Source organism: Bacillus carboniphilus (genome assembly GCF_020524035.2).
Lineage (GTDB): Bacteria > Bacillota > Bacilli > Bacillales > JAIVKR01 > Bacillus_CC.
Window position 1 is genome coordinate 1,180,889 of record NZ_CP129013.1, and the last position, 26,054, is coordinate 1,206,942.

Below are 26,054 nucleotides of genomic sequence, written 5' to 3' on the forward strand. Positions count from 1 at the left end.
TTCACCTGTATTATTGAACTATCTTGTTGCTTCTACACGCTTCAAAACATATCCAATGAGGACACTGTATGTGACTACCGTACCGGTTATTAAAACCATCATCATTGTTCTTCACCAACCTTTTAAGAGGATGATCTATTTATTATTAATGATAATCATTTTCATCTCACTTTTATTTTACCAGTAACGATAATCATTTTCAATATGAATTATGAAAATTTTATGCCCCTATCTTATCCAGAATTAGGACATCTACTCAATACTATATTTTTGTAACACCCTCTCCTCTTCGTTAATTCGTACCACCATGATGATCGCATTTAAGACCGAAAATAACACAGCCGTAAAAACTGCACCATATAAAAGAGGAATGAGTAATATTTCAAGAGCAACGACAACATAGTTAGGATGTTTAAGATATTTATACGGACCGACTTGAACCCTTCTTGCACCGGGTAATACAATAATTTTTGTATTCCAATATTTCTTTAATGAAAGTATGGCCCAATATCGAATAACTTGAACAAATAGTAAAATAAAGAAGATCAACCACCAGTAAGTAGTAAGGTTTTTATTAAAAAAAATAACTTCAGCAAAGAGGGGAGAAAAAAAACAAAATATGAAGTGCCACAATGAAAGGATAATGATTTTCTCCAAATTCTATCGCACCTTTTCCCTTTAAATATTGTTCATTTTTTCTAGCAATACCTAATTCAATAATCCTCTGTAAAATAAAGAGAAAAAGAATGACAAAACCAATCAAGATACCTCCTCCCATTTCACCAAAATCATTTCAGAACTAAACCCTGGACCGAGAGCTGCTATAAGCCCATAATCTTCTTCAATCTCAGCTTCAATATATTCTTTTAACACATACATGACCGTTGCAGATGACATGTTCCCGTAATTCTTCAAAACTCGTTTAGAATAAATAAGTTTTTGAGTATCCATATGCAGTGACTGTTCATATGCATCCAATACCTTCTTACCTCCAGGGTGAGCAATAAAATGGTTGATCTTATCTAATCTAACTTCATTATGAGTAAGAAAGGTTTCAACATTTGGCTTTAACCACTTTTGAATGATTGACGGAATATGACGAGAGAAAACAACATACAGACCATCATCTTTTATATTCCAACCCATGACATCTTCTGAATCTGTCAATAACGTTGTTTGATGATCAATCGATTGCATGACAAAAGAATGTTTTAATTGATTGAGAATGGTACTTTCATCACCAACGACTAACGTACAAGCGCTCCGTCTGCAAACAAAGAAGTACCAATCAAATTTGCCTTACTCACATCTGAACGTTGAAAGGTTAAACTACATAATTCAACAGCTATAACAAGCACATTTCGTTTTGGAAAAGCTTTCGTATATTCGATCGCTCTAGAAAGACCTGCTACTCCTCCAGCACATCCTAAGCCCCATATAGGAATACGAGCCGTTTTAGATTTAAAAGATAGTTGATTAATAATTTTCGCATCAATCGTGGGTGTGGAAAGTCCCGTTGAGGTGATAAAAAAAAAATGGCATCAATTTGTTCAACAGCAATTTCTTCTTTAAAGACTCGTTTATTTTTTAAACAGCTGCTAACTGAAGAAACACTAAGATCTGTTGCAGCCTTAATAAAAAGATCGTTTTTTTCTGCAAAAGAACGTTTCTCCTTATACCAGCTTATCGGCATGACAAAATGGCGTTTGTCTATTTCACCGTTATGAAAAATTTTTAATAACCGATCAATATCAGAGAAAGAAGAGCTAAACATCATTTTAGTAAATTCCATTGCCTCTTCTTGATTAACTCTATATTTTGGTGGTGAAATTCCTACAGAAACAATATTAGGCACAGCTTATTTTCCTTTCTGGTACCAAATTAATATTTCGTAAATTACCCGAAAAATTACTAATTTATGCATAAAAAAAATCGAGTAGAGATGAAAGCTTCCCTACTCGACATAACCGTTATATTATAAACCATAAATACGTGAATACTTATCTTCAAGGTAATCAATTAAAAACTGAGCGTTTAATGATTCACCCGTTACATCTTGAAGAATTTCAAGCGGTTTTTTCAGTTTTCCAAATTGGTGAATGTTGTTCGTTAACCATTCTTTCACTTTTATATAGTCACCGTTCTCCATCAATTCATCGTAGTTGGGTAAATCTTCAAGCATTTTATGCTTAAATTGAGCTGCATACATATATCCTAGTGCATACGATGGGAAATACCCGAAGCTTCCACCAGACCAATGAACATCTTGCAATACACCTTCTGCATCATTTTTCGGAGTAACCCCTAAATATTCTTCATATTTTTCATTCCATATTTTCGGTAGATTTTCCACTGCTACTTCTCCATTAATCAGCGCTTTTTCAATTTCATAGCGAATCATAATATGCAGAGGATACGTTAATTCATCCGCTTCAATACGAATAAGAGAAGGCTTTGATTCGTTAATGGCTTTATAATAATCATCTAAAGACACATCTGTAAATGCCTTTGGTGCATATTCTTTAAATAGTTGATAATTTTTTTTCCAGAATCCATAATGTCTACCGATAAAGTTTTCAAAGAATAGAGATTGTGATTCGTGAATCCCCATGGATGTTCCATCCGCTAAAGGCGTTCCTTCGAGTTTTTCTGAAATGTTTTGTTCATAAACGGCATGACCACATTCGTGAATCGTTCCAAAAACAGAAGTACGGAAATCGTTCTCGTCATATTTCGTTGTAATTCTCACATCTTGGCGATTTAACGAAATAGCAAATGGATGCACCGTTTCATCTAATCGGCCTGCTTCAAAATCATAGCCTAACTGTTTTAAAATTTGCATAGAAAATTCTCTTTGCTTTTCTTTTGAAAATGTTTCGAACAGAAAGTCCGTTTTTGGAGCCTTTGCTTCAGAAATTTTATGTACTAATGGTACAATTCGTTCTCTCAATTGATGAAACACGTCATCAAGAATATCAACCGTAATACCTGGCTCGTAAATATCTAAAAGAGTATTATATTTATTCCCTTCATAACCCCAATATTCAACAAACTTTTGGTTAAACTCGACAAGTTTTTGAAGAAAAGGAGCAAATAGTGAAAAATCTGACTTTTCTTTTGCCTCTTCCCAAACGGCTTCTGCCTTTGATTGTAAGATGACATATTCTTTATACTCTTCTGCTGGTATTTTCTTATTGCGATCGAATTCCTTCTTGCATTCTACTAATGATTTTTGTGTCACTTCTGAAAGAGTTTCAAAGTTTTCAGGTTTTATTAGTTCTGTTATGTAAGATTCCATTTCCTCTGAAGTAGACATTTCAAAGACTTCTGAAGACAAATTACCAATCACTTGGGATCGACCTTCAACAGCTTTTTTTGGTGCACCTGTGCGAAGATCCCAAAACATAAGTGAAATTGCTTCATTGTAACTTTGCATCTTTTGTATAAAACTTAAAAACTTTTGTTCAGTCGCTTCCATTAACGACCTCACTCCCTTCTTAATCAATCATTTCGCATTACGAAATATAAAAGACGATTCACTTACAAGATTAATAGAAATATCGGATAAAGTCAATTTGTTCATCAAAGGGAAAAATCAATTAGCCAGCTCATTACTGGTTTGAATTCCCCCTCTTTTGTATGGTTCTTGCTTACTTTTCATGCAAACTGGTTGGAACCACATTTTGTATTTTTTCTTTTATCCTTTTAGCTTCTTTGCGATCAACGAAAATAAACACTTTTCCACTATCAGCACTTGTTCTTATCAACCTTCCGATGCCTTGCTTCAATCGGAGTGTCATATATGGAAGGTCTACTTCAACATAAGGGTCATTACTATCAGCGCGTTTTGCTTCAAAAACTGGGTCATTAGAAGGAAAAGGTAACGACCAAATAATAACTTGTGTCAATGCCTGCCCTGGAATATCTAATCCTTCCCATAAATGTACTGCACATAAAGTTGTCTCCTTTTGTTTTTGAAATTGGCTTACTAATTCACTAATTTCTTGATCACCTTCAAAAAGAATGTTGTTTTTATGCTTAAAATATCGCTTGAATTGCTGCAATTCTTCTTCTGCTCGAAATAAAATAAGGGTGGCTCCTTGGTTCTCTAGAAGAAGATCATTCACAATTTCTCTTTGCTTGGACGGTTCCCACGTCGAATCTTTTGAGTATAGTGCTGTCGCTTTCATTTGCTGATCATAGGCAAATGGTGAATTTACAGAAAACGATAGGTAATCTTCTATCCCTAAGCTTTTCGCTAAATAATCAAAATCTCCATTGTGACTAGTCATCGTAGCTGAGGAGAAAATATAAGGTTTTTTAATCGAGAACAGTTCCTTTTTTAATGTATCTTCAACTTTTTTAGGCATAACGATGAATACTTGCTCATCTCCATCTTCTTCTCCCCAATAAATGGCTTTTTGATCGTTAAGAAAAAGATGAAAACTGTACTGAAGTTGTTCTAAATACTCCTCAACAATCCTTAAATCATAATGATCAATTGCGTACATTTCACTTTCAAAAACTAAAGCCTCCGTTAACCTTTCTACATTGCTTAACAATTGCCTAGCAGAGAATAAAAGGTCTTTGTTTTTTATAATTTTGAGACGATTAGACCCTTCAACTCTTTCATGATGATTCTTTATTTCATAAAAAAATTGGTCGTTATTCACAATGACCTCTTCAATCAAAAGTGATGTTTGTTCTCTCATGTCATTTGTGAGCAGTTTCTCTAAATAAAAATGGAGTGTGTTCTTTTTAACTTTATAGGTTAATGCTTTTTGCGCTGCATATTCTAACAAATGACCTTCATCAAAAACCACGCAACTATGTTTTGGCAATAATGGCAATTGACCTTCTCGTTTCCGTGCTTCTTCAGTCCATATATGCTCCATATAAAAGTCATGTGAACATATAATAAAATCAGTTGCATTTCGATAATAGTCTCTTGTTAACGTTAATCCACAACGATGACGTTTAGGACATGAAAAGCAATCTTGAAAACGATCCCAATTAATCTGTTCCCACTGATCATCATTTAAGTGAGGATATTGTTTTCGATCCCCATAATGAAAAAAGCTTTGCATTCCTTTCGTATCCTCAACAAACGTTGGAAGACCGTTGTATATCTCACCAAAATGATCATTTTGATCCATTTGCCCATCTAATTTATTTAGACATAAATAATTTGATGAAGACTTCGCTAAGCGAACATCCATGTTAATATTTAATATTTCTTCTAATTTAGCTATATCTCCTTGTTTTTTCACAAGCTGCTCAATAAGTGTTTCATCTGCACAAGTAATAATAGCTGGTTTACCCGAATACCTTGCATAGCATAGTGAATATAACAAATAAACAATCGTTTTTCCTGTTCCTACTCCAGCTTCGGCAAAAATCACTTGTTTATCTTTAAAAGCTCGGTCTAACTGAAATGCCATGTACACTTGCTCATCTCTTATTTCAAAGCCATGCTCAGGAAGAATATCGTAAAGAACATCTCCAATCCAACCATTTAATGCCTCATAAAAGCTTTCATCTTTAGATAGTGAAAAAGGCAATTTCGCTCCTAACATAGGCTTGTTCTCCCCCCTTTATCAATAAACGATTATATCATCTCTCTTTAGTATTTAAACAAACATTCAGGAGAGAAACATAAAACAACTCAGTACAAGAATGTTTAGTACTGAGAAGTAAATCATTTTATTTTTTATTACCCCAAAATTGGTAATAATCTGTTTTAATAAACCCATTGAATAACTTTCTTTTCTTTGTCGCTTTTTTTCCATAAAGTTGTTCAAAATGAGGATGCGAAGTTAATATATAGATTGACCAAGTGTCAAGTGGAGAAAAAACTTCTCCCATATCTCGATATAATTGCTCTACTTCGGGCTTATCCCCTAACCTCTCTCCATATGGAGGGTTTGTGACAATGACGCCATTCAAAGTATTCACTCGCAAATCCTTTAGTTGCATTTGTTTAAAGGAAATAAGATCAGAAAAACCTGCTTCTTGCGCGTTCCCTTTTGCAATCTGAATCATTTTATGATCAATATCAGATCCTATTATTTGTAAAGGTTGATCATAGTTCGCTAGATCTTCAACTTCTTGCCTAGACTCATTCCAAATTCCTTGATCCATCCACTGCCATTGTTCACTAATAAATTCACGATTAAAGCCTGGAGCAATATTTTGTCCAATCAATGCAGCCTCCAAAACAATCGTTCCAGAACCGCAACATGGATCAATAAAAGGTTTATCTGGTGTCCAATTAGTAAGTTGAACAAGCGCTGCTGCTAAAGTCTCTTTTATTGGAGCTTCTCCTTGATCTAACCTGAAGCCGCGTTTATGTAAACCTGATCCACTAGTGTCCATTAATATTGTCGCTTTATCTTTTAGTAAAGCCACTTCTATAGGGTATGTGGGACCACTTTCTTCTACCCAATCTGCTCCTTCTGATCTATAGAGCTTAATACGTTCAACAATAGCTTTTTTTACAATCCTTTGACAATCGGGGACACTCGATAATTGAGATTTAACGGATTTTCCGATAACAGGAAATTTTCCGTTTGTACCTATATACAGCTCCCAAGGTAGTTCTTTTGTCCTTTCAAATAACTCATCAAAAGACAATGCACTAAATTGACCAATTTCGACTTTTATTCTATCTGCACATCTTAACCAAAGGTTCATTCTAACAATGGCTTTTTGGTCTCCTTGTACGATGACTTTTCCATTATCCACTTGACAATCGTACCCTAAAGCTCTTACCTCTTTGGCAACGATTGCTTCAAGCCCCATTGCACAGGTTGCAATTATTTTAAATTTGTTCATGTTTACACCTAACTTTCACCATACTTCAAGTGTTTATTTTATCAAAAACCTTTCTTGTAACAAAAGGCAACGTTTACGTTTTAGATTTTCTCAAGTCTAATACAAATTATACTTCAATGACTTTTAAACATAGTAAAAAGCCTTCGTTTACATATAAAGAAGGCTTTAGCATCTTTAGCGGATCTCTTAATAACATTCTGTAAGCCATGTTTTGTTCTTCTGTACTCATAACGGAATTGCACCTCGTACAGAAGTGGTAATCATCTATCTACAGATATAATCTGTCTTTCCCTTTGTTCATTTCCTCCAGGAAAGTGCCCCTACCTAAATTTGGGTTTCTCGCTCGAGGGGTTTACCTCGTTCCACTCCTTTAATTTCTTAAAGGACTTCGTCACTGTGGCACATTATAAGTAGTTCCACCATATCAAAGGACTTAGGTGGTTTCCCTGCCGTTAGCTTTTCCAAGCTACCTTAGCTTATGACTTCGCTAAGCACGAACACTACAAGCATCTCAGCTTGTGCGAGCATGGACTTTCCTCTATAAGTAAAAACTTATAGCGATTACCCGAATGTCATTTCCTATCCACACTATGTAGTATAATTAATTTTAAAGAAACAAGCAAATCTTTTTTATGGTATTAATCGTAAAGCTTACTTCCAAATACATGTTTTTCTAAATTGGAGAGCCTTTTTAAAATATCGAAGTTTGTCGTACCAGCTTGTGAAGGAGTCGAAGCTGTTTTTTTATATAACTCCTCTGCTTGCTTTTTTAATTTTAAATTTTCTTGTTGTAAATCTTCAATGACTTGATGAAACGTTTCGTAGTCTTTAATTATATCGTCTAAATATTTATCAACATCTTCTTGTTTATAGCCTCGCATGGTTGTTTTAAATTCTTTCTCAAGAATTTCTTTCGCTGTTAATTTTATCTTATCAGAAAGCATATACTTTCACCTCTTAAATGAGAGTTCTCACTATTTATTTTTTCAAAGTTCTATAAAAAAGTCAATTTTCCTTTATATAAGGGTTTATTATTGTAAAAATAAGTAGAGGGTAGATTGCCGTTTTTCACACATAGTTATTGTTATTATATTCATCTGCAATCTCTTGTAGATCATCAAAACCAATACGAATAATCTCATAAGGCTGTTGTTGTTGCTTTTTCAATGCCATTTCATATTGATATTTAGGTGATCCAGTCTTTTCTTCGTCAAATACAATGATTAACCCTTCACTTTTCGATGTTAAGAACATGTTTTTTAATCGATATTGTTCAGGACTCTCATAACCTTTGTTTGTTACACTTTGATGAAAATCGGCTTGTGAAACCACTTTTTCGTAGGCACCTTTTGTTTCTTCCTTCCAATTTTCATGTTGGAATAAAAAAGCTGGAACGACAGCAAGTTTTAATTGAGGATAAAAATCCTTTAAAGCTAAAACAACTTCTGCTCCCCAAAGCTCCACACCTGGGTGTCCAGAAAGAAGGACCCACTCAAGCCCATCTTCAATAAGTGGAATAAGTTTTTTCTTCAATGCATCTTTTATACATTGGATCGCAAAATCTTTTTGATTATATATTCCAAGTTCAAAATGTTTATAACCAGTTAATGAAACAACTTTCATAGACTATAGTCACCCATTTAGACGTACATACAGGCCCTTTGTAGGTAGTAAGTAAACCGTCTTCTCAATTATTTCGTAACCTTCAATAACAACTACACTTTATCATTATATAAATAACTCCTCTAATCATCAACTTATTATGCTGATGACTAGAGGAATTGTGGTACTCATAAAGGTAATGCAAAGAGAGACTCTTTGAAATTAGTAAATAAAATCAACGTTAAGCAAATAACGAAAAAGAAGAGAAATAAAATACCCTTGTACATCTCCATTCTCCTATCAGTCTTTTCAATGATTTAAATCTATCACGACTAACACCATTTGTCATGATGATTAGAGCAATTTCCTGAAATAGTCATATATTTAAAAGCTGAATCGTTTCAAACATAGAAAGAAGATAGGTAATTAGACATGACGTTTGGAATAAATAAACTTAAAACACACACAAAGTGAAATTCATCGCCGATATGCATCTATCTTTATAATTCACACAACAGTAACCAAATAATTATTTAAAGCATAGGCTATGATGATATGAAATGCAACATAAAGGAGGAGTGCTAAATGTCAAATTTAGAAAAAAGAAATAATACTAACTTACCTTACGGCAATCTTTCTTTAGATCAGTTTGAAAGAGAAATGCGTGAGTGGATATATGAATCTCCCTTAAAATCAATTTTTCAGGAAATTGAACAATTATTTGAACAAGCAAGTCCATTTCCAAATATCTTCTTTGAGGATTTTCAAACAGAAACGCAGTATATAATAAAAGCTCACTTACCTAACATTAAAAAAGACCAAATATTTATTGATTTATATTATCAATACTTGACCATTTCAATTGAACATAATGAAACAATGAAACAAAAGAACCATGATGGGACATTTATCAATAGCTTTAGTTCGATGGGGAAAATTGCAAAAACTTTTTATTTACCTAGTGAAGTACGCGACCAAGAATTAAGTATTAATCATGAATTAGATATTTTAACAATAACAGTTCCAATTAAATAATACCCTCACTGTTTCAATGCAAAAAAAGGTGATCAATCGAACACACGTAAAAAACAGAATCCCCATTATTCAGGGATTCTGTTTTTCTATTTGAAAATTGACCCAAATCCTTTAACTAAAGATCCCACTTGATTCATGGTATTCACCATTTGCCCTGCCGTATTCATCATCTTATTGTAATCAAGATTTCCTTCCTTGTTTTTAAACTGAGAAAGAACTGTGTTAAAACCTCCATTTTTTGCAGGCGAATAAGGGAGTGGGCGGGGATAAGGGTTAGCAGCTTGGTATGGAGATTGACCTTGAAGTGCTGTTGGATAAAAATAATTTTGCTGGGTTGGATAAGGATTGGGATTCATTTGAGTTTGCTGCGGAAAATTAGGATAGTAAGCTTGTTGATTCCCATACCATTGTGGATGAGACGGTTGTTGATAATAAGGATAACCTCCAGATCGTGGTTGTCTGTTCATTTGTAGTACCTCCTAGAAGATATGCCTAGATTATCATATGTATTCACTTCAAAAATGTCCCTTTATCTGATAAGAAATAAAGCCTCATACGATCTTTTGGTTCTCTTATAAATTACTTAATGCATTCTAAAAAGATACACATAATTAATGTTGATTAAACAAAGCATAAATAGCAAGGAGGGATTAGGTTTGAGTAGAGGTCAGCACTTTAAACATAAAACAAAATCAAATGAAAAAAATCAGTCTAATGTTCAAAGTAAGCATCCAAAAAGAATAGAAACGGATATTAATTTTGAGCAGAATCAAAAAATAGAGAATAAGGATATAAACAATTAAGAAAACCACAAGCCCCAATATAGTGACGAAGTTTTTTGGGCACTTTTGTGTATGTTAAAATAAGTCTCCTTCATTCAAAAGGAGACTTTACCTTCTTCATTGTCAAACTCTTGCAAAATTTGATTCACAACATAATCCACTGATTCTTTCATATCTTTCCACCTTTTAGCGCTAACATCATAAAAAAATGATTGTACAAACAATTTTTCTGCGTGTTCAAAGGTCGTTTCTATTTGAATAGGGTATAAGTTTGCAACTTCATTATTCTCTAACCAATTAAGGGCTTCTTTTTTCCAATCAGCTAAAACCTCATGTTCATAATCGACTGCTGGTTTAACCGTTTTATAAAAATCGAATTCCTGCTTATTTTCTTTAACATTTAAAAACCTTTTTTCTGCTTGATTAACTAACTGTTTCAACTTCATGGATATATCATAAACATTAGTCAAATACGCTCACCTCTAAATTAATCATAGCAAATGAGCAGAAAAACTTGAATGCCTTTCAAAAACGTAGACATGTAAAAGATCAATTCTATTGGAAGATTTATTAGCTAAACAGTGATCAATTTTTGTTAGTTTTCCTTCTAGTTGACTCATTAATAACACGACTCTCATTTTTTGGTTCACGTCTTTTCCCCCTTAAATGAAACCTATAAGTAAGATTCTTTTTTAAACATGATTTCCCTTTACCCTTGACAAAACTAGTATCAATTCGTCATAAAAAGTGATTTTACAAAATCTTATGTATCATTCAAGAACAATTACACAAATTATCATAAGGAGGTGAGTGGTTTGGCTAACAATAATCAGGAAAGCAAGGAAGAAGTAAAACAAGTGGTAGAAGAAGAGACTGCACCCGGTTATGGTGATAAAAAATTAGAAGGACCTAATCGTCCCTCCACTTAATTTTATACTTACTGAGAGGGTGTAAAATGTTGACACCCTCTCCTTTTATTTTAGGTGTGGTTAATATGCTCTTCCAATAAACACATTACCCTTATTTGATTTCGCTTTTTTAAATACCACTCTGTTATAATGTTAATGTTATCCATATGAACAGGGGTATAATAATGATCAAGCAATTGGTGATGAAACCAATTTCTTTTTTTAACGTCTATATAATGAGGAACAATTGGATAGACTGCTCTTAACATAGGAGATTCCTTGTGACTACTCGAACTTAAATAACGTTCAAAATCATACCTTGAACCAGTATGAACAGTTAAATTCGAAAATTGATAGAAGAAAACATACAACTGGGGATGGAACAACATCGCTGCTAGCTTTTTTCCTAATTCTATTCTTTTTTTTAGACGATAAAAATCTTGAACAGAATACCCATATAGTTGTCCATTTGTAGTTGGAAAAATAACCGTACTTAAATGAAATAACTCTTGAAGTTTAAAGTGAAATCTATTAATAACTTGTTTTTTCATTTGCTTTATAACCGGTTTATCAATGAGATGTTGTTCATTTATAATTAAGGATGTCATCAAGCGTTCTTCATCTTTATACGAATAGAAATGATACCATTCTTTTATCATGAAAGAAGAAACATGGAAGTGTTTTAATAGATCAAAAATAGGACTTCTTAACCTCTTAGACCATTCATACATTAGTAATTGTGGGTAAGCGTCAGAAAAAATTAGCCAATTTGCCTTCTCGTAAAAATAGAAAAATTGCGTTCTAATAGACTTATCTAAGGCTTTTCTCATCCAAATGCCTTCTAGGTCGGTCATTGACCAACCCGCATTTCTTGAAACCATGCTGGCTAAAAAAGACCATTTTACTTCTTTATGTTGTTGATAAAATGTTGCATACGCAACTGTACGTGAAATGTTGTCAATGTTCTGTTTTTGTGTTTTCTTATTTATATTTTCTATGATCTTTCCTTTGTCTAAACTCATAAGCCTTCACCTCATCTTAACTAACATGCCCAAAGAAAGGAATTCGATTCATAAAGAGATCTTTTTCTGTTATAATGTGAATTTAACCTGAGAGCAACTTTATAACCATTTTCTTTTCATTGAATTGAAATGTATAGGAGGGTGAGATCATTATGATCTTTAATTATCCTAATGGAAAAGCATATACAAATAACTCCTCTCTTGCTAAACAACCAGCTAGTAACCATCGATATAGTAATCGTGGGATGTCGTTAGAAGAGGATATTAATCTTACCAATCAATATTATTTACAAGAAAATATTGCGGTTATACATAAAAAACCTACACCCGTCCAAATTGTGGATGTTCATTATCCACAAAGAAGCAGAGCCGTTATTAAGGAGGCTTATTTTAAACAAGCCTCAACTACAGATTATAACGGTGTTTATAAAGGGAAGTACATTGATTTTGAAGCAAAAGAAACGAAAAATAAAACATCGTTTCCCCTGCAAAATATTCATCAACACCAAATTAACCATATGGAGTCTGTAGTTAACCATAACGGGATCGCATTTATGATTATTCAATTTACCTCTTTAGAGGAAGTATATTTTTTACCAGCGATTGAGATCTTCCCATTTTGGGAACGAAAGCTGTCGGGAGGACGTAAATCTATTACGATTGATGAGATTAGAATAAATGCAACAAAAATAGAGCTTGGCTATCACCCAAGAATCGATTATATTAAAGTAATAAAAAATATGTATTAAAGGGAATAGAAAATTCAACCAAATATTTTTATCTTTCAACAGGAGTTGGAATGAAATGACAGAACAATATAAAAGTCGTATAGAAAAACGAAAAAAGACTCAAGGAAAGAAAAAGCCTAAAAGCAAATGGATTATATTAAAGAAAATTATTCTCGCCATGTTCGCGCTTGCGATCGTTGTCATCATTGCAGGCGGCGCTACCTTTGCCTATTATATTTCTGATGCACCTGAACTTAATGAGGATCTACTAAAGGGAAACCTTTCTTCTAAAATTTATGACCGTGATGGTAATGAAATTGGGGAAATTGGGGCAGAGAAACGGAGATACGTATCTTACGATGAAATACCTGATGATTTAAAAAATGCCTTTTTAGCTACTGAAGACACTCGTTTTTTTGAGCATCATGGATTAGATATTATTCGTTTAGGTGGTGCCGTTATCGCTAACATCACAAACGGATTCGGGTCAGAAGGAGCGAGTACAATTACACAACAGCTTGTAAAGAACTCCTTTTTATCTAGCGAAAAGACATTAAAAAGAAAATCTCAAGAGCTTTGGCTCTCGTTCCAGGTGGAACGAAATTATTCAAAAGAAGAAATTTTCGAAATGTATTTAAACCGTATTTATTACAGTGGTAACAATTACGGAGTTGCAAAAGCAGCCGAACTGTTTTATGGAGAAGAAGAATTGAAAGATCTAGAATTACACGAAGCGGCGATGCTTGCAGGGATCCCCAAAAATCCAAGTGCTTACAATCCAATAAACAACCCTGAAGATGCGAAAAAACGAAGAGACATCGTCCTCTCACTTATGGAAAAAAATGATTTTATCACAGCTGAACAAGCAGAAGAAGCAAAAGCTGTATCAATCGATCAAACTTTAGTAGAGCAAGAGCAAACACAAAGTAAATATTACGCGTTCGTTGAAGAAGTTTCCGAAGAAATACAAGCAGAACTAGGAATTGATCCAGGAACAGCAGGTCTTACCATTAACACAACACTCGACACAAAAGCTCAAGATCATGTTGATAAAATGTTAAATGAAGACCTTATTGCCTTTCCAGATGATGAACTCCAAGCAGGAATTACCCTTTTAGATACAAAAACAGGAGAAATTTTAGCCATAGGTGGAGGGAGAAATATTCCTGTGGGCGGACTCAACTATGCAACAGACACTTACCGCCAACCAGGTTCAACGATGAAGCCGATCGTCGATTATGGGCCAGCTATTGAATATTTAAAATGGCCAACTTATCACCCTTTAACGGATGAGAAAATCACTTATTCTAATGGTGATTCAATTTCAAACTATGATAATAGCTACATCGGTAATAAGTCCATTCGTTATCACTTGAAGAAATCTCGTAATATTCCTGCTCTAAAGACTTATCAACAAGTCGTTAAAGAAGTGGAGTTTGAAGGAGTTAATGAGTTCACATCTAGCATAGGAGTTCCTTTACAAAAAGAGGTTGAAGCAAATGCCATCGGCGGTGGAGACGAACTTTCCGTCATGCAACTAGCTGGAGCCTATGCCGCTTTTGGTAATGAAGGGATATATAATAAGCCACACACAGTCCGATCAGTGGAATTTCCAGATGGGCAAACAGTGGAGCTGCAACCAGAAGGAACAAAAGCGATGTCAGATTATACCGCTTTTATGATTACGGATATGCTAAAAGATGTAGTAACTAGTGGTACAGGAACTGCTGCTGCAGTTCCTGGAGTAAAGATCGCAGGGGAAAACAGGAACAACAAATTCAAATAATGATAGTTGGTTTGTAGGGTATAACCCTAATTACACAGCTGCAGTCTGGGTTGGTTATCCAGAACAAAAAACAGTTCCAGATACCTCTTTATCCAAAAAGTTGTTCAAAAGCCTGTTTACAACAGTAGCAAGTGGCGATAATTCTGATTGGAAGCAACCAAGTTCCGTTGAAAAAGTCGTTATCGAAACTGGGACGGGTAAACGAGCGAGTAACTATACACCGGGTAGTGAAAAATCGGTAGAATATATCGTAAAAGGAACATCAAAACCGTCAGTATCAACCCAATATGAAAAAGTTGATAAACCTACCAATTTTACACCATCTTACGATGAAGAGAAGAAAACGTTGACGTTATCTTGGGACTATGATGAAAGCAAGTTAGAGAACATCTCATTCAAACTTACACAATCAGTTGGAGGTGGAACAGCAAAAGAGATCACTACTACCAAGCAACTTTCGTATACGATTACTAACTTAGAGCCTGGTCAAAAGTATTCCTTTACGTTGACCGCAGTTGGTGAAAATAGTGAGAGTGATGCAGCTGCGACTAGTTTTACTGCTCCTCTAGAGGAAGAAGAACCAAGTATTCTCGAACCGATCGATCCAATTGATCCAATTGAAGAAGAAAACGGGAATGAGGAAGATAATAACGAAAATCAAGAGGATAACGGGAATAACGAGGAAGATGATGAAAATACGAACAATGATGATGGAAATGGTGATCAGGAAGATCCGGTCGAAGGAGAGAACGAAGAATCTACTGAAGGAGCCTTCCTTCCTATTAACCGAGAAAAACGACTCTATATTGAAGACGCTCAGAGCCTATAGCCCTGAGCGTTTTTCTAATTAAGGTATTTCTGCTGTAATTGAACATTTATATACCTCGCCATTCCTGTCTTTACATTTTTAAAGGCATGTTTATAATAAAAATGCTCGTTTCCTGTCGTTGAGATGAGATGCACACATGAAATATCGCTTAATTGTTCGAGTAAGCTATTCATAATTTTATCACCAATTCCCCTCCCTTGAAAATCTTTATGTACAACCACATCGTAAATTGCAGCATTAAACACACCATCTGAGATCGCTCTTCCTAAACCGACAACTTGTCCATTGATGCTTGAAATTGCAAAAACATTACTCGCTATAAAAATTTTTTCGATAACTTCAACCGTATGCTTTTTCCATCCAACTGACCAGTAAACTTGTTCCATTTGAACTAGGTGTTCTTTTTTTCCAACTGTCACTAATTTCTAGACTCAAAGCTTCCCTCTCCCATTCCACTAACTAAACGCCTCCGCACTAAAGTGACGGAGGTTTCTCGTAGGCGGACTGAACCGCCTACGAGTTTTATACTAAAAGAAATGCTACTAAAAGTAGGTGGTTTTATACCACACCTCCTGCTACGCAGGTGCTTCCGCAAGCCAAAGCTAGGTATAGAAAATAAATTATATATTCTTTTTCATTTTATCTATCGCTATTTTTTTCTGCGCTTGTTTCATCGCTTCTCTATATAGTTGATCCAATTGAATGACCGAATGATGTTGTGTTGGTTTGTTCATGACAAAAGAGAGGCGTTCGACGACATTTACAGGTTTCATTGTTAAATCATTAATGTCCACTACATGTAACGAAGCCACTGGCTTTTGATTCATCCAATAAAGAAAGGCAAAAAAGGAAACGAGCCCTTTTATCATAAACTCTTCACTAACCTTACCCTTTTTCTTTTGGTTTACATGTTGTTTGAAACCTTCTTCCCAATTTTGAAAAAGCCAAGTTAAAGACTGCTCTATTTCAAACCAAGGCTTAAACAACACTTCTTGCCTAGTGTGAAGTAACAGATCAAAGTATAATGGTTGATTATTAAGCGTTTCTTCATTTGTAGGGTATGTCTCCTTCTTCAGGACTAAATAAGAAGAAAAGACCTCTTCTCCCTTTAAACACATGTTCATATCTTTCCTTTCATACGCTTTTTTCCTTCACGGCAAAGAGAAAGTAACGTGCATACGTCACATTGAGGGGTTTGAGCTTTACAATGATAACGGCCAAAAAAAATCATTCGATGATGCGTATCACTCCATAGTGTCTCTGGAATCTTTCTCATCAACGTTTTCTCTACTTCAAGTACCGAATCTTTCCACCTGCAAATCCCCAACCTTTTACTCACTCGTTCTACATGTGTATCGACAGCAATCGCAGGAATATCATAAGCCACTGAGACGACCACGTTCGCTGTTTTTCTTCCGACTCCTGGAAGGTTAATAAGTTCATCCCTGTCTTTAGGGACTTCACCATGATAGTTTTCTATTAACATTTGACAAAGCTTTTGAATATTTTTCGCTTTATTCCTATATAGACCAATCGATCGGATATCATTTTGTAGTTCTTCTATCGAAACGGAAAGATAGTCTTGAGGGGTTTCATACTTTTTAAATAGCTCCGTTGTTACTCGGTTCACTAAAGCATCTGTACATTGGGCAGATAAAAGCACCGCAATGACAAGATCAAACGGGTTGCGGTGGTTAAGCTCACAATGAGCATCTGGAAACATTTCTGCCATAGTCTCAATAGCATGATTAATTTGTGCTTTTGTTAACATCTCTTCTCACCTCATTGCTCTAGCCAGTTATAAAAAGGTACTTTCCGTTTGTAATCACTTGCTTCCGTTTGTGAAGGTTTTTGTTTATTCGTTTGTTGATTTGCTCGAAATTTTTTAGCATGCTGTCTTGCTTGCTCAATGGTGGTGATTCCATTCTTTTTCCAATCAAATAATATGCGATCAATGTAACGGAAGTTCACTTTACCGGATAAAACAGCTTCTCTTAATGCCGCTTTAATCATCTCAACATCATGATGGTCTTGATCTATCCAAATGGACAAAGTTTCACTTTCAAAAGGAGAAAGAGGCCTAGCAAACTCTTGTTCAAAAATTTTATATAAATTGCCTTCCTCTTGTTCTTTTTTCTTTTGATTAGCTCCATTCATTTCACTCATGAAAAATTGATATAATTTTGACCATAGGGGATCGATCGAATATTTCTCGCACTGAATGTGATTATCTTCATACTCTTCGATTTTTAAAAAGCCATGTTGAATTAAGCCTCTCAATAAATTCGAGCAATTTGTTACAGATATCGACATACTTTCAGATAATTGTGCAGGAGTAGGAAAAAGTTCTCCTTTTTGAAGATAGTATTGAATTTGTAAAATAAGGACAAGTTCATCTTCTGTTAATCCCAGTTTTGAATAATGTAAAAGTAGCTGGTTTGGAACGGCCAAACTACCACTATTCATAAAGGTTTGAAACGTTTCTTCATTCATGGTATACACCTCATTAGTAAGTATAACATGTCCTTTTCATGACACTCACCTGAAAAGTTTTAGTAGGTTTTCATCATCACTAATACTCTTTACAAGAAGAAAACAAAGCTGACACTCATTAAGAATGCCAGCTTTAAAGTATTTTAGATAAAACAAAATTTATTAAGGATATAGTCGATTTAAAAGTCTTGGGAATGGAATCGTTTCTCTAACATGTTCAACCCCTGACAGCCAAGCAACGGTTCTCTCTAACCCTAACCCGAAGCCCGAATGAGGAACTGAGCCATACTTTCTTAGTTCAACATACCACTGATATGCCTCTGGATCTAAATCGTGTTCTTTAATTCTTTGTTGTAATAGTTCAAGATCATCAAGTCTTTGCGAACCGCCAATAATTTCTCCATAACCTTCTGGAGCAATTAGGTCGGCACATAAAACAACGTCAGAACGATTCGGATCAGGTTTCATATAAAAAGGCTTAATGGATGCTGGATAATGGGTAATAAATACCGGCTTATCAAAGCTTTCTGCAATTGCCGTTTCATGAGGAGAACCAAAATCATCGCCCCAAGTAATATCTGTAAACCCTTTTTCCTCTAAAAACTTAATGGCATCATCATAAGTAATTCTTGCGAAAGGAGTTTCATTTTTTCAAGCTTTTCTAAATCTCTTCCTAACGTTTCTAATTCTAGTTTGCAATTTTCTAATACCGATTGGACGATATAGGAAACATATTTCTCTTGAACTTGCAAGTTCTCTTCAAAATCACAGAAAGCCATTTCCGGCTCAATCATCCAAAACTCAATAAGGTGACGTCTCGTTTTTGATTTTTCTGCTCTAAATGTCGGTCCGAATGAAAAAACTTTTCCTAAAGCCATTGCTGCGGCTTCCATATAAAGTTGTCCACTTTGAGATAAGTAGGCATCCTCATCGAAATATTTTGTATGGAATAATTCTGATGTACCTTCTGGAGCACTTCCCGTTAATATTGGTGGATCTACTTTCACAAAACCTTGTTCATTAAAAAATTGATACGTTGCTCGAATGATCTCATTACGAATTTTCATCACCGCATGCTGTCTTTTCGATCTTAGCCATAGATGCCTATGATCCATCAAGAATTCTGTCCCATGTTGTTTAGGTGTTATCGGATAATCAACTGCCTCATGAATGACTTCTATATTTGTCACGTTTAATTCATATCCAAAAGCAGAACGATGATCTTCTTTCACAACCCCTGTGACATACAAAGAACTTTCTTGCGTCATTGATTTTGCTAAAGTGAAAATTTCTTCTTCAACTTCATTTTTTATGACCACACCTTGTATAAAACCAGTTCCATCTCGTAATTGTAAAAAGGCAATTTTTCCGCTAGATCGTTTGTTGGCTAGCCAAGCTCCGATCATTACTTCTTGGCCAACGAATTGTCCAACTTGTGCAATTGTAGTCTTCACTTCAATAATCCCTCCAAAAGCTGTTTCAAACTATGTATAAATAAGAAAAGCGCAAGCGCCTTGCTCAGCCACGACAAGCATAAGGCGCGGAGAAAAGAAAGATGTTCTTTATCTTTTGTTCTACGTGACTTATGACCTCGAGTGGCTAGGCGCTGGAGCTAGACAGCAATGTTAGCACCTTCTTATAAAGGACAAAGTTTATACTTTCTTACTCTGTAAGAAAAGCGCAAGCGCCCCTCTAGCGATGCAGGTGCTTATTCTGAAATAAAATACGGAAGTGAAAAGAGTGGAAGGTGTTATCTCACACTCTTTTTCCCTCATTCGATATTATTATTAACCTCTAATTAGACAGTTTACCTTTGACTTAAGAAACTGTCTACAATTTTATTGTACTTTCTTCGTAGACTTTTCTTCCACAAAGCGTGACAGTCTTTTAATAGCTTCTTCTATATTTGTTAAGGAGGTTGCATAAGACAAACGAATATTGTCTGGTGCACCAAACCCTGAGCCAGGAACGAGAGCCACTTTCTCCTCATCTAATAAAGCAGTGACAAACTCATCTACAAATTCGAATCCTGATGATAGAGCTGCTTTTTTTTACATTTGGAAAAAGATAAAAAGCTCCCTTCGGCTTCACACAAGTAACCCCAGGAATTTTAATGAGCTCTTTATATGCTTGGTTTAAACGTTCCTCAAAAGCCTTTCGCATTCTTTCCACTTCTTCTTGTGACCCACTATAAGCTGCAATGGCTCCAAATTGAGAAATCGTCGTTGGGTTAGAAGTACTATGACTGGCTAAATTAGTCATTGCTTTAATAATTTTTTCATTCCCTGCAGCCATATCCAATTCTCCACCCAGTCATAGAGTGGGATTTAGAAACACCATTAATAACTATTGTTTGTTCTTTTAATTCAGGTGAAAGTTGCGCAATTGAAAGATGACTTCCATCATAAATTAACTTTTCATAAATCTCATCAGAAATAATTAAGATATTATGTTTTAAACAAATTTCACCTAGCTTTTCTAATTCTTCTCTTGTATAGAGAACACCTGTAGGATTACTTGGAGAATTTAAAATTATTGCTTTCGTTTTCGTTGTGATAACTTCTTTTAATTGACTTGGAGTAATCTTGAAATCATTGTTTTCATATCCCGTAACATATACAGGGACTCCTCCTGCTAGCTTTACTTGTTCAGGATAACTCACCCAATATGGAATTGGAATGATCACTTCATATTCTTCGTCTAATAAGACTTGAAATAAAGTATAAAGAGCATGTTTAGCACCCGAGCATACAATAATTTCTTTACTGCTATAGGTGAGTTGTTGATCACGCTTAAACTTATTAATAATTTCTTCTTTAAGCTGAGGCAAACCTCCTGAAGGTGTGTACTTCGTTTGCCCTTCATTCATTGCAGTCACCGCAGCATCAATAATATGTTGAGGGGTGTTGAAATCAGGTTCACCTGCCCCTAATCCAATGACATCATACCCTTGTTCTTTTAAAGATTTTGCTTTGGCCGTAATCGCTAACGTTGAAGAAGGTGTAAGTGATGAAACTCTTTTCGCTAACTTCATAAACATACCTCTCTCTCTTTTATATCGTCATACTTTGTATAAATTCCCCATTCTCAAATTTAAGGTAATAATAACTTAAGCGATTATCTTGATCTTTGTATTGTATTTCCCAGGCTATATACTTTTCATCTATGTCTTTAGCCATATGAATGTAATTAGATACTCCTAACGAAATTCCATTGATTTCTTTTGGATTTTTGTCTGCTTTTAATAAAGAAATTGCCTTTTCTTGTGAAATTCCTTTTGACTTATAAACTTTATCATATACTTTTCCGTCTTGTATAAACACATAAAATTCTTCAGAGTTACTATCGGTAGCAGTAATGACATAATATTTTTCCTCACCATGATAAGTGTTGATCTCCACAATCTTTTCTACCTCTTCATCTTTCAAAGCAATGTGTTCTGCTTCTTCATGCCCTGATTTTTTATCCTTTATCGCAGAGGTATATATATAAGTAAACGAAGAAAGGCCTGCTAAAATTAGAATAATAACAATAAAAATAAACAATGATTTTTTACTCATAGTAACTCCTATGTACGATATATTGTAAAGACAGCTTTGGAATGATCTTGATCATCAAGTGCTATCCCAAACATCAAATCGTCTTTTTTTAACGTTCGATTTAATAAATCTACCATTTTATACAATTCATCTGAATGTTCAACCGTAACCGTTGACATAACTTCAACTTTACTTTCCACTCCTAATTCCTCCTACTTCACGAAATAATTGTTACTCATGATTGACGCGTAAATAGTAAACCATATGAATGCAACAATATTTTGTTGCTTTATGATCCCATTATATCAGCTTCTGCAACTGATTTGAAAAGTAAATTACCTTCTATATCACACCAATAGAGACTAACTAAACCTAATTGGCTGTTTGTTAGTCTCTTTTTAAACAGCTTATTCGTTATTATTGTTCCTTTGTAAAAATAGGGATTACTTCATATGTCTCTTTATTCATTTTAATGGAGACATTACCAAATTGTTTCGTTGTGTAAATATCGATCCAAGTTGAATATAATCTTTCAATGACATCCTGTGAAGGATTTTTGTCTTCCCCTTGAAAAATGATCGCAATATTAGGATCAATATAGTCGATAAACTTTCTAGAAGTGCCTGCTGCATCTCCAAATTCAGGGACTTTAATAAAGTCAATTTCTTGTAAAAACGATTTATTTAAAAACCCAATTTCTACTTGTTTGTTCGCGCTCGACATATATAACAGTGAGTGCTCCCCATAAGTTAAAACAAAATCTAAACCTAAATGCTCTGTTGTTGAAACGTTATCATGTAAAATATAAAATTGAAGCTCATTTTGCCATTTTACCGACTCATTTACCTTCCAAGTATCCCATTCTTTTAATGAAATATAATGATCAAGATTGCCATTTTCAACATTACGTTGCCCAGAAATCCATTGACTTCCTTTAAAAGTGGAGTATAGGCTGGCAAGGTTATTTACATAGCCGTTCGTGTCTTTCGTAACAATGACCGCTTGCAAACTTTCCACACCGAACATCTTTAATAACTCAAAAAGCTCTTTTTCAGTCCCTTCTCCACCTGTATTGACTAAAAAATTGCTCCCTGTCCAATCTTGAATCAACGTTGCTTCTCCTTTTGAAAGATGTAAAAACGTAATGCCAATCTCATTTTCTTCCAGGTTTAAATCCACCTTTTCAACCGCTTGTTCTTCTGATTCAAAAGCACAAAGCACACATAAACAAAGGATGATGAGAGCCTTTTTCAAAAAAAGATCCCTCCTAAATTGATTGTATTCTCACAAAAAGAAGAGTTGGTTATAGATTATCTCCTTTTTAATTAACCTTTCCAACAGTCTCCTTTAGTTCCTCAATCGTTTTTTCTATCAGTTCCACTTCTGGAATAGACATAATAAAATGCTCCCCATATTTCGTTGATATCATACGTTTGTCTAAACTAATCAATACACCTTTTTTTCGAATTGTTACTTAATAGAAGATTAAACATTTGCTTAAACGTTAACACAGCTTCAGGTAAAGTGTAATATTGAAAAGGGTCCATATTTGTTTGATCCATTGCCTCTATTGTTGCTGCCGTTAAAGGCTCCTCAGGAGAGACAAATGGAAGTTTAGGGAGAACGACAGCATCTATTTCGTTACTGATAAAATTTACTGAGTGAAAAAATGAAACAGTCCCTATAAAAATAGTTGGTCCAACTGCTTGATTAAAAAGTTTTATTAGTTTAGATTGACTTCCATTTGTAACCCCTTGCCCAATGATGGTGTAATCATCTAACATAAACGATTCATTAAGCATAGGATAGGTTTCTTTTAATAGGCTCGTAAGATGGAAACAAGACAAATACTTTATTGAAAGAAGGAATGAGCTCCTCTATCGTATAAGCGATCCACTGCGAAAACTCCTCTACGTCCAGCTCTTTAACTGAAGGAATCTCTGATGGAATGAGTAGTTTCATTCTTTTGCTATTTGGATTTGGTAATTTTAATGTTAAAGGATAAAAATCTTTTAAGCCTAGCTTCTCAATCATAAATTGATGGCAATTTTTAATGGTCATCGTTGCACTTGTTAATATGACACTTCTTTTATTTGAAAATAAGGAATTGGCTAATAAATGATCAATAAAAATAGGGTTTTTACATAACGTAACAGCGTTTTTAGCCCCTTTTTTCTCAGCTTCTATCCATTTGACTTCATTTAATTTTTTTTGCAAAAAGAATTGAACAAGATATTCTTTTACATTTAACAAATGTCTTTTTAATAAATAATTACTCGACGTTTCTTGTTGATTATTGACAATTACTAAAAGTTCAGCAATTCTTATAGACATGTTTTTTGCTTGTTCTTTAATATCCATCCAAGCTTTATCTGATTTTCCGTTTACTCGATATTTTACAACGTTAAGATCTTTGTTAGTAATTGCTGAGGTTACAAATTGATGTATCGTGGTAAAAAAATAATTAAATTCTTCTAAAAAAGACTCTATTCGACTCGTTTCAGACAAATCCGTTGTTCTACGCATTGATAATAAACGTTGAATTTGATTCATCACAGCTTTGTATTGAAGTTTTTCTCCTATGGTGGTTAACACTACTTTATTTAAATGATGAGCTTCATCTATAATCGCGTACTGATAATTTGGCAACAATGAGAAGTTCGCTTCCATATCTTCCACTAGCATCGAATGACTCGTTATAACTAGTTGAGCTGTTTGAGCTTTCTTTTGTGCCTCTAAATAAAAATCTTTAACAGGGTGAGATTTAGAATCCTCATGGTAAACAGAAGCATTTATTCGATCCCACAAACTATTTCCACCTGATGATAGATTCAGCTCGCTTTTTTCTCCCGTATTTGTTTCATTTAACCAAATGAGTATTTGCGCTTTTGTTAATAAGCTGTCATAATTTTTTTCATTTTCAAGAAGAGATTTTTCGAACAAACGAATATTTAAGTAATCTTTTTTATGTTTTACTACAGCTGTCTTAACCGCTAGTTTCTTTTCTAAAATAGGAATTTCATGGAAAAGTATTTGTTGTTCAAGTTCATATGTATAAACGCTAATTAAAACCTTTTCTTTTTTTAGTAGGGCAAAATAAAGGGCTGGAAATAAATAACCGAGTCTTTTACCAACACCCGTTTCAGCTTCAAATAGTGCATGTTCATTAGTCGTCAATGCTTCAAATATTTTTGAACTATATATTTCCTGTTCTTTTCGATAAGTAAAAGATGGGATTATACTTTCTCCTTGTAGAGGGTATAGTTCTTGGATAGATTCATGAAAATTTTCCAGATGATTGTTTGTCACCTCATTCTTTTTAACACTTTGATCAACATAATGAAACGAATTGTTCTGATTGTTCTGATCCCTCTTTTTCTCTATACACTCTTGTAACCATTCTTGTAAATCACTTATAAAATTTACCGAAAGTCTATGTAAGCGTTGCAATGTTAAACAAGGTTGATTGGATAATTTACCTAACAAATAGAGTAGCAATTCAGCTGTAACGTAGGCATCACTATCTGCCCGATGAGGAAATTCATGAGTAAATGAAAAAAAGGCTGAAAGATCCGCCAATTTATAACTCGTTAATGTAGGCTCCATTATTCTTGTTAATTCAACTGTATCGATAATAGGACAATCAATTTCCTGATAGCCGGCCCTTTTAAACTCTTCCTGGAGAAAGGTGAGATCAAAAAAAACATTATGAGCAACAAAAAAAGCATCCTTAAAAAGCTGGTGAATTTCATTTGCAACTTTATCAAATGTAGGGGCATCATATACCATATGTTCGCTAATCCCTGTTAATTCTTGAATAAAACTTGGGATTTCTTTTAAAGGATTGATGTAATGATTCACTCGCTTCACAATTTTCTGTTTCTCTACCACTACAGCAGCAAATTGGATAATACGGTCATCATCCTTTGCCGAATTCCCTGTTGTTTCAATATCCACGACAACATACCGATTATTCATAAAACACTTCCCTCTTCTACCGCTTGAAATGCTTGATGTATCTTTTAAAAAAGTGTCAGGTTCCTTCTTTTCATCTAGGACCTGACACTACTAGATCTTAATCTTAATTCATAACCGTTGAAGCAGGCTCTTCCTCTATCATTTTAACAATTTGATTGTCTTCATTCATTATAGCCACTTTAGGTTTATGTTCGTGTACCTTTTCATTTGCAATTAATGCGTAGGAAATAATAATTACAATATCTCCTTCTTGTGCAAGCCTCGCCGCTGCTCCATTCAAGCATACAACTCCTGAACCTCTTTCACCAGAAATGACATAAGTTTCAAGCCTCGCACCATTATTATTATTTACAATTTGAACTTTTTCGTTCACAACCATCCCAACAGCATCGATAATATCTTGATCGATGGTAATGCTACCAACATAATTTAAATTAGCTTCGGTAACTCGAGCACGATGAATTTTCCCATTCATCATCGTTCTAAACATAATGATCGCCTCCAACTACTTATAAACT

Annotated in this window: 25 protein-coding genes, 1 other RNA gene and 4 pseudogenes; 5 read left to right on the forward strand and 25 right to left on the reverse strand. The window is 34.5% G+C overall.

Annotated features, from left to right (window positions below):
* Positions 1 to 252 precede the first annotated feature (252 nt).
* The 8 genes and pseudogenes from LC087_RS05990 to LC087_RS06025 form a co-directional block, all read right to left on the reverse strand.
* Positions 253 to 778: pseudogene (locus LC087_RS05990) on the reverse strand (isoprenylcysteine carboxyl methyltransferase family protein).
* Positions 760 to 1,855: pseudogene (locus tag LC087_RS05995) on the reverse strand (type III polyketide synthase). Before LC087_RS05995 ends, LC087_RS05990 begins: the two co-directional pseudogenes overlap by 19 nt.
* Positions 1,856 to 1,975: 120 nt before the next feature.
* Positions 1,976 to 3,478: a carboxypeptidase M32 gene (locus LC087_RS06000; RefSeq protein ID WP_226538500.1), complete on the reverse strand. Its 1,503-nt coding sequence runs from the start codon at positions 3,476 to 3,478 to the stop codon at positions 1,976 to 1,978.
* 172 nt (positions 3,479 to 3,650) lie between these two features.
* On the reverse strand, positions 3,651 to 5,576 hold the full coding sequence (locus LC087_RS06005; RefSeq protein WP_226538501.1) for an ATP-dependent DNA helicase: 1,926 nt from the start codon (positions 5,574 to 5,576) through the stop codon (positions 3,651 to 3,653).
* 127 nt (positions 5,577 to 5,703) lie between these two features.
* Positions 5,704 to 6,834: a THUMP domain-containing class I SAM-dependent RNA methyltransferase gene (locus tag LC087_RS06010; RefSeq protein ID WP_226538502.1), complete on the reverse strand. Its 1,131-nt coding sequence runs from the start codon at positions 6,832 to 6,834 to the stop codon at positions 5,704 to 5,706.
* A 195-nt stretch (positions 6,835 to 7,029) separates the two neighbouring features.
* Positions 7,030 to 7,407: RNase P RNA component class B (gene rnpB / locus LC087_RS06015), an RNA gene on the reverse strand.
* Between the two features lie 65 nt (positions 7,408 to 7,472).
* Positions 7,473 to 7,778, reverse strand: a complete 306-nt coding sequence (gene gpsB, locus LC087_RS06020; RefSeq protein ID WP_226538503.1) for a cell division regulator GpsB — start codon at positions 7,776 to 7,778, stop codon at positions 7,473 to 7,475.
* A 124-nt stretch (positions 7,779 to 7,902) separates the two neighbouring features.
* Positions 7,903 to 8,457 carry an SLOG family protein gene (locus tag LC087_RS06025; protein ID WP_226538504.1) on the reverse strand — a complete coding sequence of 185 codons (555 nt, stop codon included), beginning with the start codon at positions 8,455 to 8,457 and terminating at the stop codon, positions 7,903 to 7,905.
* A 564-nt stretch (positions 8,458 to 9,021) separates the two neighbouring features.
* Here LC087_RS06025 and LC087_RS06030 point away from each other — a divergent pair.
* Positions 9,022 to 9,471, forward strand: a complete 450-nt coding sequence (locus LC087_RS06030; RefSeq protein WP_226538505.1) for an Hsp20 family protein — start codon at positions 9,022 to 9,024, stop codon at positions 9,469 to 9,471.
* A gap of 86 nt (positions 9,472 to 9,557) precedes the next feature.
* Here the strand turns inward: LC087_RS06030 and LC087_RS06035 are convergent, their stop codons facing one another.
* Complete coding sequence (locus tag LC087_RS06035) at positions 9,558 to 9,938, reverse strand: YppG family protein (RefSeq protein ID WP_226538506.1); 381 nt, start codon at positions 9,936 to 9,938, stop codon at positions 9,558 to 9,560.
* Between the two features lie 189 nt (positions 9,939 to 10,127).
* On the opposite strand from LC087_RS06035, the gene LC087_RS06040 reads away from it, so the two are divergent.
* Entirely contained in the window at positions 10,128 to 10,274 is a 147-nt protein-coding gene (locus tag LC087_RS06040) for a hypothetical protein (RefSeq protein ID WP_226538507.1), read from the forward strand.
* Between the two features lie 74 nt (positions 10,275 to 10,348).
* Here LC087_RS06040 and LC087_RS06045 read toward each other — a convergent pair whose 3' ends face one another.
* The 3 genes from LC087_RS06045 to LC087_RS06055 form a co-directional block, all read right to left on the reverse strand.
* Positions 10,349 to 10,723, reverse strand: a complete 375-nt coding sequence (locus LC087_RS06045) for a YppE family protein (RefSeq protein WP_226538508.1) — start codon at positions 10,721 to 10,723, stop codon at positions 10,349 to 10,351.
* A gap of 21 nt (positions 10,724 to 10,744) precedes the next feature.
* Entirely contained in the window at positions 10,745 to 10,903 is a 159-nt protein-coding gene (locus tag LC087_RS06050; protein WP_226538509.1) for a hypothetical protein, read from the reverse strand.
* A 329-nt stretch (positions 10,904 to 11,232) separates the two neighbouring features.
* On the reverse strand, positions 11,233 to 12,183 hold the full coding sequence (locus LC087_RS06055; RefSeq protein ID WP_226538510.1) for a DUF2515 family protein: 951 nt from the start codon (positions 12,181 to 12,183) through the stop codon (positions 11,233 to 11,235).
* Positions 12,184 to 12,335: 152 nt separating this feature from the next.
* Between LC087_RS06055 and recU the strand changes: the two genes are divergently transcribed.
* The 3 genes from recU to LC087_RS06070 all read left to right on the forward strand — a co-directional run bounded on the left by recU (position 12,336) and on the right by LC087_RS06070 (position 15,526).
* Entirely contained in the window at positions 12,336 to 12,932 is a 597-nt protein-coding gene (recU, locus tag LC087_RS06060; protein WP_226538511.1) for a Holliday junction resolvase RecU, read from the forward strand.
* Positions 12,933 to 12,987: 55 nt separating this feature from the next.
* Entirely contained in the window at positions 12,988 to 14,697 is a 1,710-nt protein-coding gene (locus LC087_RS06065; protein ID WP_306020339.1) for a transglycosylase domain-containing protein, read from the forward strand.
* Positions 14,698 to 14,797: 100 nt separating this feature from the next.
* Complete coding sequence (locus tag LC087_RS06070) at positions 14,798 to 15,526, forward strand: fibronectin type III domain-containing protein (RefSeq protein WP_306020341.1); 729 nt, start codon at positions 14,798 to 14,800, stop codon at positions 15,524 to 15,526.
* Positions 15,527 to 15,540: 14 nt separating this feature from the next.
* On the opposite strand, the gene LC087_RS06075 is transcribed toward LC087_RS06070, so the two are convergent.
* The 13 genes and pseudogenes from LC087_RS06075 to panD all read right to left on the reverse strand — a co-directional run bounded on the left by LC087_RS06075 (position 15,541) and on the right by panD (position 26,026).
* Positions 15,541 to 15,912 (reverse strand): GNAT family N-acetyltransferase, encoded by a 372-nt coding sequence (locus LC087_RS06075; protein ID WP_226538676.1) that lies wholly within the window; start codon positions 15,910 to 15,912, stop codon positions 15,541 to 15,543.
* Positions 15,913 to 16,146: 234 nt separating this feature from the next.
* Positions 16,147 to 16,650, reverse strand: coding sequence for a YpoC family protein (locus LC087_RS06080; protein ID WP_226538513.1), 504 nt, complete (start codon positions 16,648 to 16,650; stop codon positions 16,147 to 16,149).
* On the reverse strand, positions 16,647 to 17,297 hold the full coding sequence (gene nth, locus LC087_RS06085; RefSeq protein ID WP_226538514.1) for an endonuclease III: 651 nt from the start codon (positions 17,295 to 17,297) through the stop codon (positions 16,647 to 16,649). The genes LC087_RS06080 and nth overlap by 4 nt, the downstream gene beginning before the upstream one ends.
* Before the next feature lie 11 nt (positions 17,298 to 17,308).
* Complete coding sequence (locus LC087_RS06090) at positions 17,309 to 18,019, reverse strand: DnaD domain-containing protein (protein WP_226538515.1); 711 nt, start codon at positions 18,017 to 18,019, stop codon at positions 17,309 to 17,311.
* Between the two features lie 162 nt (positions 18,020 to 18,181).
* A pseudogene (gene asnS, locus LC087_RS06095) lies at positions 18,182 to 19,473 on the reverse strand (asparagine--tRNA ligase).
* Positions 19,474 to 19,857: 384 nt separating this feature from the next.
* Positions 19,858 to 21,053, reverse strand: a pseudogene (locus LC087_RS06100) (pyridoxal phosphate-dependent aminotransferase).
* A 19-nt stretch (positions 21,054 to 21,072) separates the two neighbouring features.
* Complete coding sequence (locus tag LC087_RS06105; RefSeq protein ID WP_226538518.1) at positions 21,073 to 21,579, reverse strand: cell wall elongation regulator TseB-like domain-containing protein; 507 nt, start codon at positions 21,577 to 21,579, stop codon at positions 21,073 to 21,075.
* Between the two features lie 8 nt (positions 21,580 to 21,587).
* Positions 21,588 to 21,758: a YpmA family protein gene (locus LC087_RS06110; RefSeq protein ID WP_226538519.1), complete on the reverse strand. Its 171-nt coding sequence runs from the start codon at positions 21,756 to 21,758 to the stop codon at positions 21,588 to 21,590.
* Positions 21,759 to 21,975: 217 nt separating this feature from the next.
* The gene (locus LC087_RS06115; RefSeq protein ID WP_226538520.1) at positions 21,976 to 22,812 is read right to left on the reverse strand and encodes a ComEC/Rec2 family competence protein; all 837 of its coding nucleotides are present in this window, start codon (positions 22,810 to 22,812) and stop codon (positions 21,976 to 21,978) included.
* A 67-nt stretch (positions 22,813 to 22,879) separates the two neighbouring features.
* Positions 22,880 to 23,008 (reverse strand): hypothetical protein, encoded by a 129-nt coding sequence (locus tag LC087_RS06120; protein WP_306020346.1) that lies wholly within the window; start codon positions 23,006 to 23,008, stop codon positions 22,880 to 22,882.
* Positions 23,001 to 23,360, reverse strand: coding sequence for a helicase C-terminal domain-containing protein (locus LC087_RS06125; RefSeq protein WP_306020347.1), 360 nt, complete (start codon positions 23,358 to 23,360; stop codon positions 23,001 to 23,003). Before LC087_RS06125 ends, LC087_RS06120 begins: the two co-directional genes overlap by 8 nt.
* A complete protein-coding gene (locus LC087_RS06130) occupies positions 23,353 to 25,536 on the reverse strand; it encodes an exonuclease domain-containing protein (protein ID WP_306020349.1) in 2,184 nt (727 codons plus the stop codon). Before LC087_RS06130 ends, LC087_RS06125 begins: the two co-directional genes overlap by 8 nt.
* A gap of 103 nt (positions 25,537 to 25,639) precedes the next feature.
* Positions 25,640 to 26,026: an aspartate 1-decarboxylase gene (panD, locus tag LC087_RS06135; RefSeq protein ID WP_226538522.1), complete on the reverse strand. Its 387-nt coding sequence runs from the start codon at positions 26,024 to 26,026 to the stop codon at positions 25,640 to 25,642.
* Positions 26,027 to 26,054: the final 28 nt, after the last annotated feature.

Excerpts from the sequence above, each read along its gene's own strand:
- LC087_RS06130 (WP_306020349.1), bottom strand. The coding sequence starts at position 25,536 with ATGAATAATCGGTATGTTGTCGTGGATATTGAAACAACAGGGAATTCG.
- LC087_RS06080 (WP_226538513.1), bottom strand. The coding sequence starts at position 16,650 with ATGAACATGTGTTTAAAGGGAGAAGAGGTCTTTTCTTCTTATTTAGTC.
- gpsB (WP_226538503.1), bottom strand. The coding sequence starts at position 7,778 with ATGCTTTCTGATAAGATAAAATTAACAGCGAAAGAAATTCTTGAGAAA.
- panD (WP_226538522.1), bottom strand. The coding sequence starts at position 26,026 with ATGTTTAGAACGATGATGAATGGGAAAATTCATCGTGCTCGAGTTACC.
- LC087_RS06055 (WP_226538510.1), bottom strand. The coding sequence starts at position 12,183 with ATGAGTTTAGACAAAGGAAAGATCATAGAAAATATAAATAAGAAAACA.
- LC087_RS06000 (WP_226538500.1), bottom strand. The coding sequence starts at position 3,478 with ATGGAAGCGACTGAACAAAAGTTTTTAAGTTTTATACAAAAGATGCAA.
- LC087_RS06105 (WP_226538518.1), bottom strand. The coding sequence starts at position 21,579 with ATGAGTAAAAAATCATTGTTTATTTTTATTGTTATTATTCTAATTTTA.
- LC087_RS06075 (WP_226538676.1), bottom strand. The coding sequence starts at position 15,912 with ATGGAACAAGTTTACTGGTCAGTTGGATGGAAAAAGCATACGGTTGAA.
- LC087_RS06125 (WP_306020347.1), bottom strand. The coding sequence starts at position 23,360 with ATGCTTAATGAATCGTTTATGTTAGATGATTACACCATCATTGGGCAA.
- LC087_RS06025 (WP_226538504.1), bottom strand. The coding sequence starts at position 8,457 with ATGAAAGTTGTTTCATTAACTGGTTATAAACATTTTGAACTTGGAATA.
- LC087_RS06065 (WP_306020339.1), top strand. The coding sequence starts at position 12,988 with ATGACAGAACAATATAAAAGTCGTATAGAAAAACGAAAAAAGACTCAA.
- LC087_RS06090 (WP_226538515.1), bottom strand. The coding sequence starts at position 18,019 with ATGAATGAAGAAACGTTTCAAACCTTTATGAATAGTGGTAGTTTGGCC.
- LC087_RS06035 (WP_226538506.1), bottom strand. The coding sequence starts at position 9,938 with ATGAACAGACAACCACGATCTGGAGGTTATCCTTATTATCAACAACCG.
- recU (WP_226538511.1), top strand. The coding sequence starts at position 12,336 with ATGATCTTTAATTATCCTAATGGAAAAGCATATACAAATAACTCCTCT.
- nth (WP_226538514.1), bottom strand. The coding sequence starts at position 17,297 with ATGTTAACAAAAGCACAAATTAATCATGCTATTGAGACTATGGCAGAA.
- LC087_RS06005 (WP_226538501.1), bottom strand. The coding sequence starts at position 5,576 with ATGTTAGGAGCGAAATTGCCTTTTTCACTATCTAAAGATGAAAGCTTT.
- LC087_RS06010 (WP_226538502.1), bottom strand. The coding sequence starts at position 6,834 with ATGAACAAATTTAAAATAATTGCAACCTGTGCAATGGGGCTTGAAGCA.
- LC087_RS06030 (WP_226538505.1), top strand. The coding sequence starts at position 9,022 with ATGTCAAATTTAGAAAAAAGAAATAATACTAACTTACCTTACGGCAAT.